This is a genomic window from Flavobacterium sp. ST-158, assembly GCF_058309975.1.
The window spans coordinates 298,415-317,525 of record NZ_JBZEEN010000003.1 but is presented as its reverse complement, the minus strand read 5'-3'; the positions used below and the strand labels follow the sequence as shown (position 1 = coordinate 317,525).

12 protein-coding genes are annotated in these 19,111 nt (G+C 32.7%); 8 read left to right on the top strand and 4 right to left on the bottom strand.

The annotated features are described in order from the left end of the window. Positions 1–20: 20 nt before the first annotated feature. On the bottom strand, positions 21–2,312 hold the full coding sequence (gene tamL, locus AC4FRF_RS07205; RefSeq protein ID WP_491158813.1) for a translocation and assembly module lipoprotein TamL: 2,292 nt from the start codon (positions 2,310–2,312) through the stop codon (positions 21–23). Further along, positions 2,302–7,266: a translocation/assembly module TamB domain-containing protein gene (locus AC4FRF_RS07200; RefSeq protein WP_491158812.1), complete on the bottom strand. Its 4,965-nt coding sequence runs from the start codon at positions 7,264–7,266 to the stop codon at positions 2,302–2,304. Before AC4FRF_RS07200 ends, tamL begins: the two co-directional genes overlap by 11 nt. 223 nt (positions 7,267–7,489) lie before the next feature. Here AC4FRF_RS07200 and AC4FRF_RS07195 point away from each other — a divergent pair, with 223 nt between their 5' ends. The 8 genes from AC4FRF_RS07195 to AC4FRF_RS07160 all read left to right on the top strand — a co-directional run bounded on the left by AC4FRF_RS07195 (position 7,490) and on the right by AC4FRF_RS07160 (position 17,607). Then, on the top strand, positions 7,490–8,068 hold the full coding sequence (locus tag AC4FRF_RS07195) for a TetR/AcrR family transcriptional regulator (RefSeq protein WP_491158811.1): 579 nt from the start codon (positions 7,490–7,492) through the stop codon (positions 8,066–8,068). A 217-nt stretch (positions 8,069–8,285) separates the two neighbouring features. After that, positions 8,286–9,425, top strand: coding sequence for an efflux RND transporter periplasmic adaptor subunit (locus AC4FRF_RS07190; RefSeq protein WP_491158810.1), 1,140 nt, complete (start codon positions 8,286–8,288; stop codon positions 9,423–9,425). Positions 9,426–9,436: 11 nt separating this feature from the next. After that, the gene (locus AC4FRF_RS07185) at positions 9,437–12,604 is read left to right on the top strand and encodes an efflux RND transporter permease subunit (RefSeq protein ID WP_491158809.1); all 3,168 of its coding nucleotides are present in this window, start codon (positions 9,437–9,439) and stop codon (positions 12,602–12,604) included. A 124-nt stretch (positions 12,605–12,728) separates the two neighbouring features. Beyond that, positions 12,729–14,147, top strand: coding sequence for a TolC family protein (locus tag AC4FRF_RS07180; protein WP_491158808.1), 1,419 nt, complete (start codon positions 12,729–12,731; stop codon positions 14,145–14,147). Positions 14,148–14,965: 818 nt separating this feature from the next. Next, positions 14,966–15,415: a hypothetical protein gene (locus AC4FRF_RS07175; protein WP_491158807.1), complete on the top strand. Its 450-nt coding sequence runs from the start codon at positions 14,966–14,968 to the stop codon at positions 15,413–15,415. Between the two features lie 189 nt (positions 15,416–15,604). Further along, positions 15,605–16,006, top strand: coding sequence for a hypothetical protein (locus tag AC4FRF_RS07170; RefSeq protein ID WP_491158806.1), 402 nt, complete (start codon positions 15,605–15,607; stop codon positions 16,004–16,006). A 286-nt stretch (positions 16,007–16,292) separates the two neighbouring features. Then, entirely contained in the window at positions 16,293–16,733 is a 441-nt protein-coding gene (locus AC4FRF_RS07165; RefSeq protein WP_491158805.1) for a hypothetical protein, read from the top strand. A 367-nt stretch (positions 16,734–17,100) separates the two neighbouring features. Next, a complete protein-coding gene (locus AC4FRF_RS07160; RefSeq protein ID WP_491158804.1) occupies positions 17,101–17,607 on the top strand; it encodes a hypothetical protein in 507 nt (168 codons plus the stop codon). 146 nt (positions 17,608–17,753) lie between these two features. On the opposite strand, the gene AC4FRF_RS07155 is transcribed toward AC4FRF_RS07160, so the two are convergent. Beyond that, positions 17,754–18,032, bottom strand: a complete 279-nt coding sequence (locus AC4FRF_RS07155; RefSeq protein WP_491158803.1) for a putative quinol monooxygenase — start codon at positions 18,030–18,032, stop codon at positions 17,754–17,756. A 170-nt stretch (positions 18,033–18,202) separates the two neighbouring features. Next, positions 18,203–19,057, bottom strand: a complete 855-nt coding sequence (locus AC4FRF_RS07150; protein ID WP_491158802.1) for a fumarylacetoacetate hydrolase family protein — start codon at positions 19,055–19,057, stop codon at positions 18,203–18,205. Positions 19,058–19,111: the final 54 nt, after the last annotated feature.

Sequence of the window (19,111 nt, the reverse complement as noted above, 5' to 3'; positions counted from 1 at the left end):
AAACACATAATCATTTGATTTTAAAACGGGTAACCAATAGCCAGATTGAATATTAAATTCTCTTTTCGCCAAGAGCCACTTGAAAAGTTAATATCGTCAATAACCCATTCCGTGCCTTTTGGTAAATACGGTTTTCGCAACGGAAATGCTAAATCAGTTCTAAGTACTAAAAAATTAAAGTCAAAACGCAAACCTAAACCAGCACCTACAGCCAATTGATTTAAAAATTGCCCAGTAAATTCGGCTCCAGGTTTTTCAGTGTTTTTATTCAACAACCAAATATTCCCTGCATCAACAAAAACGGCTCCTTTTACTAATTTGTAAATTTGAGTTCGCAATTCTGTACTAAGTTCTAATTTTAAATCGCCCGATTGATCTGGTAAAAAGGAATTATCGGTTACCGTACTTCCATCAAAAGTTCCTGGACCAATAGATCTTGCTCTAAAAGCACGAATACTGCTGGTTCCTCCAATGAAAAATTGTTTGATAAAAGGCAACTCTTTAGAATTTCCATAAGGTATTCCAGCACCAACAATAATTCTACTAGCCAATGTAGTTTCTTTATTAAAATTATAATAATGACGAAATTCAGCTTCTAATTTAGAATATTGACTAAAAGGAACACCTAATAAACTTTTAGGATTGTTATAATCCTTAGCTCCCAAAATTAAACCCAATGAATTCCCCGACAAATCAATTCCGCCTTTAAAATAAATGTTGTTTTTTTTGTTTTTCAACATCGTATTGGTGTAGGTATAGGAATAATTTGTTCCAAAAATAAGTTGCTTATCTATCACTTTTTGTAATGATGGATTGGCATCAATTTGAGATTGATACAAGTCTGTTACATTATTTGGGGAAGTATAAGCTATATTTAGCAAACTAAGATTATGTTCTTTTCTTTCATTTTCTTTCCATAAATAACCAAACGATCCATTGAAGGTTTTTAAGGAATATAATTGGGTTCTTAGTTGGTATTCATAACTTAAAGACACTTTGGTTTTAGGAACATACCCACTACCCGAACTCATTTGGATTGGTGCAATAAATCGAGGAAAAACCAAACTGGCTTCTCCACCAAAACGATACACATTAAACCCGTTATTTTGACCCGAAACCTGAACTTCTATTCCCGTAAATGCTGATATATTTAATAGTTCAGCTCCTTTTAATAAATTTCGATTGCTCCAATTAATATTTAATTCCGTTCCTGAATAATTAGCCGAATTGGTTTTAGCTAAAGCTTCTACTTGAATTGATTTTTTAGGCAATGGCGTTAAATAATAGTACACATCCAATTGATTTTTGTCGGAAACACTTTCTTTAAATTCGTTTTTTACAAACTTAAATGTCCCCAGAGTAATCAATCTATTCAATGATAAATTATGTGTTGTTCTATTGTAAAAATCTCCTTTATGAAACAATAGAGTCTTATCAAAAATAAAAGGTTTAAAAACAGGTTTGTTGTCTATTATAGTAATATCCTTGTAACTAACAGTATCCTGTTTTCTGTTTGCAATAGTATCTCTCCTTAAATTATAACTTGGATAAACATTGATATTGTTTATTTTATATTGGTTTTTAGCTTTTGCTGGTATATTATTTTTTATGGTCAAGCGCAAATCGACTTCATGATTCGCCACGGTGCTATCTACTTTAATCAAAAGATAATCTTCATTAAAATAATAAAAACCACGTTCTTTTAATCTAGCATCTATTCGTGAACGTTCGTTTTTTATATCCTCTAAATTATAGGCATTCCCTACTTTTAAAATACTATTTTCTTGAAGCATATTAATTTCTTTTGCTAAAAGAATAGAATCCTTCGGAAAATGAACTGATTTGATTTTATATTGGGTGTTCAATTTAACGGAGTAATTGGCTTTTGCTTTTTTGCCTTTTTTAATAGAATCTGATTTAGAAACGGCATTAAAAAAACCTTTATTCTCGACATAATTTTGAATCAGTTTTTCATTATATGCTAAATTGACCTTACTCATTAATACAGGTTCGGCACCTAATTTATATTTAATCCAATATTTAAAACCTTTGTCTTTCTTTACTTCACCAGCTAAGTTGTAAAAAAAAATACCCGGACGCATGCCAAAAATGGATTTGTTTGGTTTCGGACGAATCAATTCATCTAATTCGGATTTAATTGCTTTTCTACTTTTTTTGCTTTCTTGCCCTTTTTCAATTTTTAGAGTATGTCCAATATACAATAAATCTCCTTCTGGAATTTTACTGGTTCCACTACAACCCAAGAGTAAGCTTGCTGAAAAAAGTAGTTTTATGTAATTCTTAATTCTCATCTTTTCTTTGTTTTTTTCTATAGCCTTTGCCCTTTTTCTGGAACAACTCTTTAAATTTATTATAATTCATGGTAATTATAAAAGCGACCCCTGTTTCAATTACTTGACCTTGTAATGCCACCTGATAATTATTTTTTCTATAAGCTCTAAATTTATAACGACCATCTTTAGTAATTAAATAATCGGCTGTAACATCTCCTGCAATATTAGTCGCTTGTTCGTTTTGTTGCTGTGCTCCTTCCACGCCAAAACTACTTCCCACAGTAACCTTTAATCTGTCGTTGAATAATTGTTTGGAAAGCCCCACATTCAAATCAGTTCTTTCCTGTCTTTGACCAGAAGTAAAATCTTCCGAAGCCTGCAAATCAAAATCCAACTCAAAACCTTTGATTAAATCTCCAGCTAAATTATTCAGCTGTTGCGACAAAATTTTGCTCACACTTTGTTTTGCTAAATAACTTCCGCTTGTACCTCCAGCTTCACTTTCAAAAGGATTATCACCTATAAAACGATTCAATAACAACAACGCAAAAACTTGTTTATTAAGAGCATCTTCATCACGTCTTATTTGTTCTAATTTAGCTTGAGTAGTATTGATAATTTCGGTAGAAACACTATTATTACCTTCTGGTAAAACAATATCAAAACTAATTTCGGGTTGCAACAATTCCCCTTTCATGATCAAATTAGTTTCAAAGGGAATTCTTTGTTTGTAGGTATTTCTTGCTTCTGCTGTTATTCCTGCCAATTGATCATCTACCAAATCTAACGGAGAAGCATCTACTTTGTACACTGCCGTTATGTTGATATTGGCTGTTGTAGGTTCACCTGTCCAAAGAATATAACTTTCAGGTTGAATTTCGAATTTTCGTTTAATTAAATTAAAATTCATTTCATAGGAACCGCCTGTAAACTCATATTTTCCTGTCAATGTTGTTTTTCCCGAAGGATCAATTCCCCCTGTTAATTGGGCATCACCCTGTAATTTTAAATAATCACCATTAGATTCATCTATAATAATAGAAATTTCAGCTTTTTTATCGACTACAATATTTACTGAAGCATCAATTCCTTTTATTTCCGTTTGTGTGAGTTCCTTAGTTGGATCTTCAACAGCAATTAAAACAGGTTGATCTTCATCTACAAATTCTACTATTCCTTCTCTATCAGCAATAGAAGGATCACTTTGTGGCAAAACAATTGTGAATTTGGTATCTTCATTAATCTTTACATTACCATTTACAATGGGATTATTTAAGGTTCCTTTGATGGCTAAATTATTATCCAAATACAATTCTCCATAGAACAAATGATTGTCTTTGGCTTTTGAATTTACCGCTCTGAAATTTTTAGCAACCAAGTTCAAATCAAAACCTACATTAGTATAATCTTGCGTATTTATAGTCCCATTTATGGTTAAAGGATTTTCTTTTTCATCCTGAAGTTTAAAGTCTTTAAAAATGATTTTATCTGTATTGAAAACGATAGCGTCGTTACTTAATTTAAATTTTGAATTTAATTTAGTAACCTTAAAAGCAACCGAATTAAAATTCATACTTCCATCTATATTGGGATTAGAAGCCTGCCCCTTGATATTTAATTTACCGTTTAAATAACCTTCACTTTCTTTTAAATTATCCAACGAAAATGCCTGTACTGACTTCATTTGGAGTTTTTCTACATCTGCAATAAAGTCCAAGCTTTCACCACTAACATTATAGTTCCCTGTAATATTTACTTGATTACCAAAACCAGTTAATGCTACATTGGCGCTGTATAAATTGGTCGTTTTATTATCTACTTTTACAACTAAATTCCCAATAGTATCATTTTTGACTCTAAAATCATCAATATTCAAATCGGCAATAAACAATGGATTATTAGTTACATCAGTAAGCGTTGTTTTTCCGTTTATGACACCACCCACTTCAAAATTGGATTTGGCTATATTACTTAAGGTTTCTAATTTGAAATTTTTAAAATCAACAGCAATTGGTGCGTTAGCCACTTCTTTTTCGGATTGAATGGCAAAAACTTGTCCTCCATTTTGAATTTCAAATTTGGAAATCAAAAGTCCTTTTTCTTCTAATTTAATGGCGTTCTCTGGAGCAATTGTCCAATTTTCATAATTTAAAAGAAGCTTTTCTGGATTGAAATGAATCACCGAAGCTCCCAAACTATCTTTGAAAACTCCATTAATGACATACTTATCTTTATTTTCTAAATCTTTTATATTCAATTCATAATCAACCGTATTCTTTTCTATTTTACCAATTAATGACGTTTTAGGAATCTCAAATTGACTGTTTTTTATAGTACCTAAAGACAAATTATAAAGCAAAGCATCGTCTTGGGTATTCATTTTCAAAACACCATTTGAAATTTGATTATTGGCATAAATTAATTGAGGAATGGAAGCATTTACTACAATAGTATCATTGGCTGAATTGTATTTCCCATCAATCGTGATTTCAGACAATTCTTGGATTTCAGGTACTATTTTTTTTGTAATTGCATGGTCTTTAATCACGAATTGGAAATCCAAATGTTGATTCTCTTTACTCTTCGCGTATTTTTTATCTATTTGATAATATCTAGAAATAGAATTCATCAATTGCTCCCCAATTGTGGAAAGTTTATAATTTCCTGAAACCAATCCTTTTACAAATTGCGACTTTAGAATAATAGAATCTTTCTCAGCGGTAGAAATTGCTTTAAGACTGATGGTGTCTAGTGAAAATTGTTCTTTTTCTAAAGCAATAGTAAAATTATTAGCATCGATTGTTCCGTTGAGATTATCGGGATTCAAATCATCAAAATTAGCCACAACATCACCTCTCAATTTTAATGGACCAGCATGAAGATTCAATTTATTTAAATCTATAATATCCAAATTCAGTTTTAAATCTAAGCTTGGTTTCTCAGGTTTTGATGATCCTTTGGCCGCTAAATTAAAAGTCAAATTAGGATCAGTAGCATTGGCATTTGCTTCAAAAATTCCGTTCATAATGTTTCCGCTAAGATTGATGTTCTTATAATCGTAATCGCTAAAATGTACTTTTATAATTTTAGAAGTCAGTGTTGCTGTAGCCGTTGCTGGATCTAAATTTCTTCCATTTACTTTAGCATTGGCTGTTACTTTCCCTACTTTCTTGTTTTTAATTAATTTTCCAACATCAAAATTCACCACGCTAGCATCTGCAATGTATTTCTCGTTGTTTTTTCTGCTTTGGTCAAATGTAGCTTCTACAACAGCATTTCCAAAAGAACTTTTTAAATCTAAATTCGTTTGAAATACAGCAATACTTCCTTTAAAATCTCCTTTTACATTGAATTTTTCAGGTAACTGAAGCGTATTTGGAATCGTATTTTTAGGTGTAAAAGCATAAACATCTTTTGATGTGCTTTCCAAATTCAGAATCTTTAAGTCAAAGAAACTTTTATCCACATTCGGTAAACCTTTGATAGTTCCTTTCACATCTATTTTGGTATTTCCTAATCCAGCAGCATGGAATTGGTCAATTTTTAAATTGTTCATTTTTCCTTGTACAACAGCGTTGAAATCAACAATTGCATTGGGATAATTTTTAAAAATGTCATTTGATTTTAATTGTGGAACAAATAATAAAACATCTTTAAAACTTATTTTACTATCTTTTAAATTAGTGTCTAAAGTTAAATTTTCTGGATTTTTACTAATCGATTCAATAGAAGGATAAGAAACTGAAACCCTGTTTTGCAAAGTAGTTTGAGGTGTTTTTAGTAATAATTCTTTCAACGAAACTCCTTTGTCTGTATAATGGAATGTGGTAGATAATTCGTCCAATTGAAAACCACTTTTTTCTTTGAAATTAAAGGAATCAATAGTTCCATTATACCCATTTTCATTAACCGCAATTGAATTTCCTTTAAAAAACAAATCACTCAATTTCAAGTGATTGTAATCTATTCCGCTAGTGATTTTTATAGCATTGTTATTATCGAACGTAAAATTCAGGTTATCAATTAGAATTTTATCGGCATTTATTTTCCAAGCTAAACCTGAAGATTTCTCTTCCGTTTTCACTTCCTTCTTTTCTGATTGTACTAAAGTAAAATAACCGTTTGTTTTGTTTAATTCAACCGATTTCACATCCACAATTTGTTTTTCCAAATCGATTGTTTTGACTTCAGTTTGTAATTTTTCGAACTGGATTTTGGTATCCAACTTAGTTATAGCGTCTTTATAAGTGACATCAATATTTTCTAAATTAATGTCTTTTAAGTTTAATTTTAAGCTAGTTGTTTGAGCTTGTTTTTGAATCTTGTCTGTTGCAATTTTACTTGCTTCAACATGACCTTGATTGAAGTTGACTTTCAATCCTTTTAAATTGATTTCAGGAATATCAAAAGCTAAATTATCCAAATCAAATTGGTCCATTTTAGTATCAAAATGATTAAGAAACAACTTGATTCTATTATTGGCAACGGCATCTTCATAAGAAAATCGAATCGCATCTAGATTGATTTCTTTAATAGAAATTTCCATCGCTTTATCATCTGTTTTCGGTTTGTCTGGACTTGCAAAAGCTTTAATGATATAATCAAAATTATAAACCGAATCTTTATTGATTTTAATGTTAGCCGTGATTTTTTCTAAATCAATCGAATTAATTTGGACCTTGTTATTTAGCAATTCAAAAAGGCTAATATCTATTTTCAACGATTTACCAGCCAGCAAAGTGTCCTTGGCTTGATCTTCAAAATAAAAATCATTCAGAATAATTTTTTTTGGCAGACCAATTTCAATAGTTCCTATTACTACTTTGGTCTTAATCTTGCCTTCTAAATAGGTAACAGCCTTATCTTTTACAAAATTTTGTACAAAAGAGAGTTGTAACGCAATAACAAGTATAAAAAAAAGCGCTATTAAAAACAGTATAACTCTTAAAATAATTTTAGCTCCCTTTTTCAAATTTCAATAATTAAATTTCTAATCGTCATTTACACCGTGAAGATATTGATTTTAGATAAAAAACATTTATATAATTACCGAGATTTTTTTTACAATTTCAACATTAATATCAAAAATCTGTCTGCTACTAAAAATGATTTTCAAATAAAAATTGAAAAAAATCAATTCTGAAACGCTTGTTTCAAAAAAAGTTTTTACATTTGCAAAGTGAAATTAAAATCTTATGGCTCGCTGTGTAGAATTTAACGAAGTTGAAAAAATTGAAAAAGCAATGAATGTCTTTTCTGAAAAAGGATATAATGCTACTTCAATGCAAGACCTTGTGGATGCTATGCAGATCAACAGAAGTAGCTTATACAACACAATTGGTGATAAGCATCAACTGTTTATGAAATGTATTGGTAATTATTTTGATAATGCAATGATCGAAATAAAAGAAAAAGTTGCCAAACATAAATCGGCCAAAGAAGCGTTGATTACTATTATAAACGACAAAGCAGACTGGATAATTTCTAGCGATAAAGGATGTCTAGGAATGAAAACCAGTTTTGAAGTAGCTACAGATGATTGCACCGTTAGAAATCAAATGAGCAAAAACAACGATATTTTTATCGCATTTTTAGCCACAGTAGTACAAAGAGCTATGGATGATGGCGAAATGGATGACTCAGAAGATGCGGCTTTGATGGCTGAATACATTGCTACTTCTTTTACAGGATGGAAGCAATCGTACATTCTTCATGAAAATCCAATCAAAATAAAAAAAATGTCAGAATTTCTGATTAAAAACATATTTAAATAAGCCTTTTTTTTAAACTTAATTCTGAAACGTTTATTTCAGATAAAAATATATAATACGCATACCTATTTTTAAATTACAGCATTGATTCTGAAACGTTTATTTCAGAATTAACGCTATCGCAAAACCATTAACTTTAATTATAAACAGCATGAATTCTGAAACGATTATTCCAAAAACAAATACAATAGCAAACATCCATTTAAATCAAAACCCAATTATGAAAAAAGTTACACTATTAAGTTTAATAGCTATTTTTTTAATTAGCTGTGCTGATAAACAACAAGCTCCAATAGCTGCAGCCCCACTCCTTCCAGTGCTTACTATACAAAACACAAATGCCGTTACAGATGTTGAATATCCGGCTTCGATACAAGGAACAGTAGATGTTGAAATTCGCCCACAAGTAAGTGGTAATCTTGAAAAAGTATATGTTGACGAAGGAGCCTATGTTACTAAAGGACAAACACTTTTTAAAATTAACGAGCGTCCTTTTCGTGAGCAATTAAACAATGCTTTAGCTAATCTTCATGCTGCTGAAGCGGCTTTAATTAACGCCCAATTAGAAGTAGACAAACTAACTCCTTTAGTACAAAACAAAGTAGTTTCTGATTATCAATTACAAACAGCTAAAGCATCAAAAAAAATTGCAGCTGCCAATATTGAACAAGCCAAAGCAATGGTAGCTTCGGCAAGAATTAATTTAGGATATACTAACGTAACAGCGCCAGTTAGCGGTTACATAGGAAGATTACCTAAAAAACAAGGAAGTTTAGTTTCAGCATCTGACATCGAACCTTTAACAAACCTTTCCGATGTGCACGAAGTATTTGCTTATTTTTCCTTAAGCGAAACAGATTTCATCAACTTCAAAGCGCAATATGTGGGAAGCACTATTGGAGACAAAATCAAAAATCTACCACCAGTTTCTTTAATCCTAGCCGATAACAATCCGTATACACAACTTGGAAAAATTGATATGATTGATGGTCAATTTGATAAAAACACTGGTGCTATCACTTTAAGAGCGACTTTCCCAAACAAAAATGGAGCGCTTCGTTCTGGTAACACAGGAAAAATTCACTTAGGGATTCAACACGACGATGCCATTTTAATTCCGCAATCAGCAACTATTGAAATGCAGGATAAAGTTTTTGTTTTCACGGTTAGTAAAGACAATAAAGTAAGTAAGATGCCTATCAGCATTATTGGAAAAACCGGAACTAATTACCTAATCAAAGATGGTGTACAATCGGGAGACCAAATTGTCTTGAGTGGAATTGACAAACTTCAAGAAGGTCAGGAAATTCAACCTGAAAAAACCAAACCAGCAGTGGCACAATTAATTAACAAAAAATAATTTCTCAGAAAATGTTCAAAATATTTATACAAAGGCCTGTACTGGCAACCGTAATCTCCATTTTATTGGTGATATTAGGTGTACTTGGACTTAGCAAATTGCCTTTACAACAGTTCCCTGACATTGCTCCGCCATCGGTTTTGGTAACAGCAGTTTATCCAGGAGCAAATGCAGAAACGGTTTTACGTTCAGTTGCTCCATCACTAGAAGAATCCATAAATGGAGTAGAAAACATGACTTACATGAGTTCTACCGCCAGTAATGATGGAACTTTAGCAATTACCGTTTTCTTTAAACTAGGCACTGATGCCGACCAAGCAGCAGTTAACGTTCAAAATAGAGTCGCACAAGCTACCAGTCAATTGCCTACCGAAGTAGTGCAACAAGGTGTTATCACCGCCAAACAACAAAATAGTTTCATCATGGCGATTGGTATGTATACCGATGACGAAGCCAAATACGATCAGACTTTTGTTGCCAATTATGCTCAGATTAATATTATCCCTGAAATCAAACGTATTCCGGGAGTTGGTTCTGCCAGTATTTTTGGAGGTGTAAAAGATTATTCGATGCGAGTTTGGTTGAATCCAACGCAAATGGCTACTCATAATGTGACGCCAAATGAAGTGATGGCAGCTATTCAAGACAAAAGTTTGGAAGCTGCTCCTGGGAAATTTGGAGAACGCAGCAAAGAAGTTTTTGAATACGTAATCAAATACAAAGGAAAATTAACCAAACCTGAAGACTATCAAAATATTGCCATTCGTTCCAATGCTGATGGTTCTATCCTTCGCTTAAAAGATGTTGCCAGAGTAGAACTTGGTGCTTACTCTTATAACAGTTTAACGCGTTTGAATGGTAAAAAGGGAGTGGTTATTGGTGTTATTCAGTTGGCAGGTTCTAATTCAAATGATATTCAGATTGCTATTAATCAATTGATGGAAAAACAAGCCAAAAACTTTCCGGCTGGCATCAAAAAGAATATTTTTTATAGTACAAAAGTTTCTCTAGACCAATCTATTGATCAGGTAAAACATACTTTGCTAGAAGCTTTTATATTGGTATTTATCGTGGTATTTATCTTCTTGCAAGATTTTAGATCTACTTTAATTCCAGCCATTGCTGTCCCGGTAGCTATTTTAGGAACCTTCTTTTTCATGCAGTTATTCGGATTTTCGATTAACTTATTAACCTTATTCGCTCTAATCTTAGCCATTGGTATTGTGGTCGATGATGCGATTGTGGTAGTCGAAGCCGTGCATGCCAAGATGGAACACAAACATTTGTCTCCAAAAGTAGCTACTCACGAAGCGATGCACGAGATTACAGGTGCTATTATTTCGATTACGTTAGTAATGGCAGCGGTATTCTTGCCTGTTGGTTTTATGGAAGGTTCTACGGGAGTTTTCTACCGTCAGTTTGCTTTTACTATGGCTATTGCCATTGTAATTTCGGCAGTTAACGCTTTGACTTTAAGTCCTGCCCTAGCCGCTTTGTTCTTAAAAGACAATCATACAGCCCAAGGTGAAGATGCTCCATACGAGAAAAAAGGATTTAAAGAAAAATTCTTTAGTGCTTTTAATAGCAGTTTTAATTCCTTAACTAATAGATATGTTGGCGGTTTAAAATTCCTAATTCGTAGAAAATGGTTGAGTTTAGGAGGTTTGGCTTTAATTACTGTTGCAACAATCATAATGGTAAAAACCACTCCTGCAGGATTTATCCCAACAGAAGATCAAGGTTTTATTGCCATTGCCGTAAATACGCCATCTGGGACTTCATTAGACGGAACACAAAAAGTAATGACTGAGGCTGAAAATATTTTAAGCAAATTAGATGCTTCCAGAGACGTTACTGCTATTTCAGGTTTCAACTTATTGACTAATTCTACCAGTCCGTCTTCGGCAGTTGTTTTTGTATTGTTGAAACCAAACGAAGAGCGTGGCGAAGTCAAAAACATTGACGATATCATGAATCAAGTTCGTGGCAAATTAGGCGCTATTTCTGGCGGAAGTTTCTTTGTATTTAGTTTCCCAACGGTACCTGGTTTTAGTAACGTAGAAGCTTTGGACTTAGTGTTGCAAGATAAAACAGGTGGAAAACTGGATAAATTCAGTGGAATTTCTCAAACCTTTATTGGGGAATTAATGAAACGTCCAGAAGTTGCTGTTGCCTTTACCAGTTTCAAAGCCGATTATCCGCAATTGCAATTGGATATTAATGATGAAAAAGCCGATCAATTGGGTGTAAAAGTCAAAGATATTTTGCAAACCATGCAGGCTTATTTTGGTAGCGCTCAAGCATCTGACTTTAACCGTTTTGGTAAATACTACCGTGTAGTGGTTCAAGCTGATATTGATGACAGAGCCGATCCTTCGTCTATTGACCGTGTTTTTGTAAAAAACAATCGTGGCGAAATGGTTCCTATCAATACTTTGGTTAAACTAAGTCGTATTTATGGTTCAGAAACCGCTTCGAGATACAATTTGTTTAACTCTATTTCTATCAATGCTATTCCTGCTCCTGGATTTAGTTCTGGTGATGCGATTAAGGCCATCGAAGAAGTAGCTGCACAACAATTGCCAGCAGGTTATGCCTTTGAATTTTCGGGACAAACTAGAGAAGAAATTTCTTCAGGCGGTCAATCAGCAACCATATTCCTGCTGTGTTTGATATTCATTTATTTCTTGCTAGCAGCGCAATACGAAAGTTACATTTTGCCATTAGCCGTAATTTTCTCTATACCAGCTGGAATCTTTGGTGTTTTTGCTGCCATCGGATTAACAGGAATTGAAAACAACATTTACGTTCAAGTAGCTCTTGTAATGCTTATTGGATTATTGGCTAAAAACGCCATCTTGATTGTGGAATTTGCCGTGCAAAAACGAAAATCAGGTCAGGCATTAATCAAAGCAGCAATAGACGCAGCCAAATTGCGTTTGCGACCAATTATCATGACCTCATTAGCCTTTGTCGTTGGGCTTGTGCCTATGATGAGTGCCAAAGGTCCATCGGCTCAAGGAAATCATTCCATTAGTATTGGAGCTGCGGGTGGAATGCTATCAGGAGTAATTCTAGGATTGTTTATCATCCCTGTTTTATTCATCATATTCCAACATTTACAAGAAAAAGTTTCTGGAAAACCAGTAGCCGTAATTCACAACGAAGAAAAAAAATAATATGGAGAATTATATCACCCTAATACTGATGGGAATCATCATCAGTATTGGATTCTTATCCTATCAAGTTTGGAAAGATCTCGAAAATAAAGATGATTTCTGTTCAGAAAAATAAACTATAAAAATGAAAAAATATATAAGCAAAATTGTGATGGTCAGTATTTTGATTAGCACATTGATATCTTGTAAAGTTTCTAAAGATATTGAAACACCAACCAATGCATTTCCTGAGAATTTCAGGAATGCATCGGTTTCAAATGACACAACAAGTATTGGAGACTTAGAATGGAAAAACTTCTTTACCGAAAAAGATATCATTCAATTAATAGATAGTGCGGTTGCTAAAAACAACGATTTACAAATTGCTACTAAGAACATTGAAATAGCACAATATCGTTTTACGCAATCCAAATGGGGAAATATTCCTCAGGTTAATTTGGCTGTAAATGCAAGTACCAGCAATCCCTCTGACAATAGTTTTACGGGAATGAATTTGAATCAAGCCTTAGGTCAAAAACACATTAATGACTTTTCGGCTGCTGCTTCACTTTCATGGGAAGCTGATATTTGGGGAAAAATCCGCAATCAGAAAAAAGGTGCTTTTGCCAGTTATTTGCAATCCGAAGAAGTAAAAAAAGCATTGCAAACTACTATTGTAGCTAATGTTTCCAAAGGATATTACAACCTTTTGATGTTAGACGCACAATTAGAAATTGCCAAACAAAATCTGAAATTGAATGATAGCACCAACAAAATTATCCAATTAAAATACGATTCTGGTCAAGTAAGTTCATTAGCCATTCAGCAAGCACAAGCACAGCAATTAATTGCTTCTCAATTGATTCCGCAATTGGAACAAAATATTGCCATTCAGGAAAATGCTTTAAGTGTTTTGACGGGTTCTTTCCCAAATTCGAAAGAAAGAACGGCTCTTTTGAGTGAAATTGCATTAAAAAACACCACTGCAATAGGGATTCCATCTTCGTTAGTAAGCAGAAGACCGGATGTAAAAAGTGCCGAATTAGCGTTGAAAGTAGCCAATGCCAATGTGGGAATTACCAAAGCCGATTTGTATCCTTCACTAAAAATAACAGCGCAAGGGGGCGTAAATTCGTTCGAAACCAGCAGTTGGTTCAACATTCCTGCTTCCTTATTTGGAACTGTTGCAGGCGGTTTAACCCAACCTTTATTGAACAATAAAAAAGTAAGAACGCAATACAATATTGCAAAAGTAGAAAGAGAAAAAGCGGTTTTAAGTTTCAGACAATCAGTTTTAGTAGCCATTAGCGAAGTAGCAGATGCTTTGGTAAAAGTGGAAAAATTAGAACAACAAGAATCGTTTTTGCAACAGCGCGTTAAAACCTTGCAACAAGCCATTAAAAATTCTAATTTGTTGTTCAAAAACGGAATGGCAGAATACCTGGAAGTGTTGACGGCTCAGTCTAATTTATTACAAAGTGAACTGGAATTAGCCAACATGAAAAGAGAGCAATTAGCTGCTAATATCGAGTTGTATAGAGCTTTGGGCGGTGGTTGGAAATAAGAAACTCTGTTCTTAAAAAAATCACACTAGCTACTGCCCTTATGTGATTTCTCCTTTGTCGAAATGACACAAAATTCGCTTAACTTAATAACATTGCACCTACCACAGCAATAAGTTGCTGAGTATTTTTCCTGCCCCATTGAACAAATGGGGCTTTTTTATATCTAAAAAGAACTTTTTAGGTTCGCTATAAGTACTTTTTTTTGTTCCATAAAGCAGTTTTTAGGTTCGGTATAGGTACTTTTTTGGTATAAAAAAGGCGTTTTTAGGTTCGTTATAAGTACTTTATTAGTATTAAAAAGAACTTTTTAGGTAGGCTATAGATACTTTTTTAGTACTAAAAGGGAGTTTTAAGGTTTTATATAGGGATTATTTTAAGAAAGATTCGCTGCAATTAGTCGTTTTGTGGAAACTAAGTCTGGTGCTGAAACACAATTTTCTAGCACAGCTGGGCGAATACCTACCCTACCGCTTTGAAACCCTACAGGATAAGCTCTAAAAAAGAACTGCAACGGAAAAACGACTATATCCAGAAACTGGAAATACAGCTTGAAACCTTAAGAGAAATGATGGGAAATAAATTATTTTGTAAGATATTTTTATATATTTGAGAAAAAAATAATACGCTATAAACTAGCGACAATCTACCCAATTTTGGGTGTATAGGCGCTACTTTATAGCGAGTATATGTAAGTTAGGCGTTATATACTCGAAATGCAATCAAAAAGCTTCAAGAGAAATGGATTTAATGCATAATTATGGAAGGAAATTAAAAAGTATAAATACAATGGATGAGCAATATGAAATAACTGAAACATATGAACTTTAAAAAAATAGCTTTCTTGATTATCATATCTTTTTTTCTTAAAAGTTGTTTTTACTTTGAAGGAGAAAAAATTGAAATAAACTATAAAAATAAAACTATTAAGGTTTTGTCTAATGATTATATTATTGAATCAATTAGAATAGAAAATTATCAGTCAAGATTACTACATTTAGATTTAAAAGATTATTCAAAAGGGAAAAGTTTGATTAATTTTAAAACACCTCCAAAAGGATACCTAGTAAGTATTGACAGTATTGATTACTATTGTTCAAGAATATTTGATATTGATTCTCCAGAAGTTAATTTTACTATTAGAAAGAAAGGTTTTAAGGGTAAGGAAAATGGAAATGATTATAAAGAAATTCAATATTTCAGCTATAATAAATTACCTTGTAATTCATCAGTAATAGATACAATAGTAGCAATTAATCCCTATAAATAATTTTATGAGTAAAAATACAACGCCTAACACACGTTACAAGCAATTTGGGCAATTGGCTTAATTTAAAATTGGTTTTGTATTTGGAAGATTTGGCAAATCCGAAAATTAGGTCTTAATTTAATCCCAAACTGCTTGTAGCGCGAGAACGTTGGGTGAGATTTTAACGACGAAAAACCGAAAATGAAGACTATGAATGTTTATAAAAAAGTCATTTTAATATTTACTTTATTTTTGCTAATATCCTGCGATAAATTTTATGTCGCGTCAATTGTAAATAATTCGAAAAATACAATTACTGTTAAAATAAAAATCGATAATGATGCCGTTGATAAAAAACGAAAAGAATATTTAGAAAAGGTTTTTTTATTTGACAAACAAAATCCAAAAGATTACGAAATCAAAATTGATTCCTCTGAATCATATGATCTTGAAGGAAGTATGCATGTTAAACCTGATTTTTACGAAATTAAAGAAATGGAAATTTATTCCGGAGACACATTAATTTTAAAATGCAGAAAAGACCAAATGAAAAAACTCTTTTCATCTGACGGTCCTCGCTCTCCTGGTTTCTTGGAGTTAATAATTAATTAAAATAGGTTTGACAAAGTAAAGTAGACATAAATTTAAAATATAATAGTTGAAGCTTGAAAAGCTAATCCGACGAAATGAAAATGAAAACCGATTAAACCAAAAAGAAATTTAAAAACCTCATCCAACACACGCTACAAGCAAGCTGGGGATTTGGCTTAATGGAAAGATGGTTTTGTATTTGGGATGATTTGGCAAATCCGAATAATGGGCTTAATTTAGGCTCAAATGCTGTATAGTACCAGAACTTTGATAGTAATTTTGAACAAATACTCCTGAAAGTACTTCTATGAAAAAAATTATACAATTATTTCTTGCATTAATCATTACATCGAGTTGTAATCATAGAAAATATGAAAATTTAAATAGCTTACCGTTTAATGAACTTGTAGCAGAAAGTGATCAAATAATTATTAAACTTTATGATTCAACTGTTGAGAAACAAATAACGAGCACAGAATCGAACCCGAAGAAAATATTTAAGGTTTCTGAAGAAAAAATAAGAGATTTCAAAAGCATTTTTGAAAATGCAGAAAAAACAGGCTATTGTTGTTGTCCAATATCAAACTATTCAATATCACTTTTAGATAATAATGAAGAGTTTGGTTTATTTTACGTTGACACTACAGAATTTAAGGGCAAAGTAAGAATTTATGACTGTGGTTATCAATATTCATATATTTTAGAAGAACAAAAATGGAAAAGATTCCTCTATGAAACGGAAAAATAAAACTACTGCCAACAGCTACTACAACGTTTTTGGGCAATTGGGCTTAATGGAAAATTGGGTTTGTATTTGGAAGTTTTGGCTTGTCCGAAAATTAACGCTAATTTAGTCTCAAACCGCCCCAGGCTAGCGCAAGCGTCCCGCTTGTGCCCTAAAGAAAAAATAGTTAAACAAAATTTTCATATACAAATTATTTAAAAGACATGATTCCAACTTGGATAAATAATATTAAGTGTTTACCATTTTAAACATTAATTAGATTGTGGGCACAAGCGGGACGCTTGCGCTAGCTACAGAAACTTAGTTCCAATTTCCGCAACAGTCGCAAAGCCACAGGACGTTATACCACATTTTAAACACTAAACTGCAAATGGAAGAACTAGCAGAACAACAATTAATAATTGATATCGACCTTGCTCCAAATGTAGACGATGTTTACACCGGAAAATGTTTAGTGGCAAACTCTGAAATAGTTATGCTCTTAAACTTTGATGAAGAAAATGGAGAGTTTGACGGCTTTACTATTGTGAAAAATAGCGACGTTGAAAAATATAGAACTTGGGAAGAAGAAGATTACGCAGAATTGAAAAATGACAATTCAGAAAAACTAATCGCTAATATTGATTTAAACAATTTTATAGATTTAGAAAGCTCATTGAAAAGCTTAATTTCCGAAATCGTTGCAATATTTGCCTACGACGATGAAGATTCATTTTTTGTTGGCAAAATATTATGGGCAACAGACGAAGCTGTTGAATTACATTTGATTGACGAAGATTCAAAATGGAGTGATACGGAAATTGTAAAACTAAGTGATATAAGCTATCTTGGTTTTGACACAGAATACGAAAGAGAAATAAAAAAAAACGTGGTCTAACCGCTATTAAGCGCAAGTTGGGTTTTGGTGCTTATGGAAAGTTAGTTTTGTACTTGCCAGATTTGTGTTTAACGGAAAAAAATTGCATTTTTAATCCCAACCTACGCCTACTAGCCAAACGTTAAATTAATTTCTTTTCAATACAACTACAAAACCTGCGTAGTTTTATACACCTGAACAGGAGCAGCCAATAAGGTTTCGCTTTTAGCAATAAAATCAATTAAATACGGTTGACTGTTGTGAATGTCCAATCCGGCTTGGTCTGTCCATTCTTCCCAAATGATAAAAACGTTCTCGGTACAATGCAAGTCATAACGAATACAGGCGGCTTCTTTTCTAGTATTCGCAACCAGACTGTGAACCATTTCTTGAACTGTTTCAAGTGTTTCTTTCTTACTTTTTATAATGGCTGTAATCGAAATCATAATGCTATTCTATTTTAAAATCTTGCTTAAAGATAGTATTATTTTCTTTTTTGCTTGGTTAAAAAACAAACTAAAGATAGAAAAGCAAAGACCAATCTTTATTAAATAAAAAAAGAGCATTGAATCTTTAATCCAATGCTCCTTTTAAAAATTTATTTGGTACCTATTCCTTATTTAGAATAAGCTACAGCAAGTTGTTTACTAGATCCTAAACCTTCAATACCTAATTCGATAACATCTCCTGCTTTTACATAAATTGGATCTGGTTTAATTCCTAAACCTACACCTGGAGGCGTTCCTGTACTAATAATATCGCCAGGAAGCAATGTCATAAACTGGCTTAAATAGTGTACTAAAAATGGAATTTTAAACACTAGATTAGAAGTGTTGCTGTTTTGGAATTTTTTACCATTTACAGTCAACCACATCGATAAATTATTCACATCAGCAATTTCATCCTGAGTAGCTAAAACGGGTCCTAGAGGCGCAAAAGTATCACAACCTTTTCCTTTAGCCCATTGTCCACCCATTTCAATTTGGAATGCTCTTTCGCTATAATCATTTAACAAAGCATATCCAGCTACATAATCTAAAGCTTCCGCTTCTTCTACATAACTTGCTTTTTTACCTATTACAAAAGCCAATTCTACTTCCCAATCTGTTTTTTCACTTCCTTTAGGGATAATTACATTATCATTAGGTCCACACAAAGAAGTAGTTGATTTAAAAAAGATGATAGGCTCTGTTGGAATTGGAGCACCAGTTTCGTGGCAGTGGTCTACATAATTTAAACCAATACAAATAATTTTTGAAGGTCTTGCAACAGGAGAACCCAAACGAACATCAGCAGCTACTTCTGGAAAAGAAGTTCCGCTTTCTATTGCTCCTTTTAATTTTTCTAAACCATTATTTTCAAAAAATGATTCGTTATAATCAGTTACAATGGAAGAAACATCGTATCTTTTTTCTCCAACTACAATTCCTGGTTTCTCGTTGCCTTCGGCTCCAAAACGTATTAATTTCATTTCTTTATTTTTTTTGTTAAGTTTATTAGTTACTGAGTTGCTAAGGTACTGAGC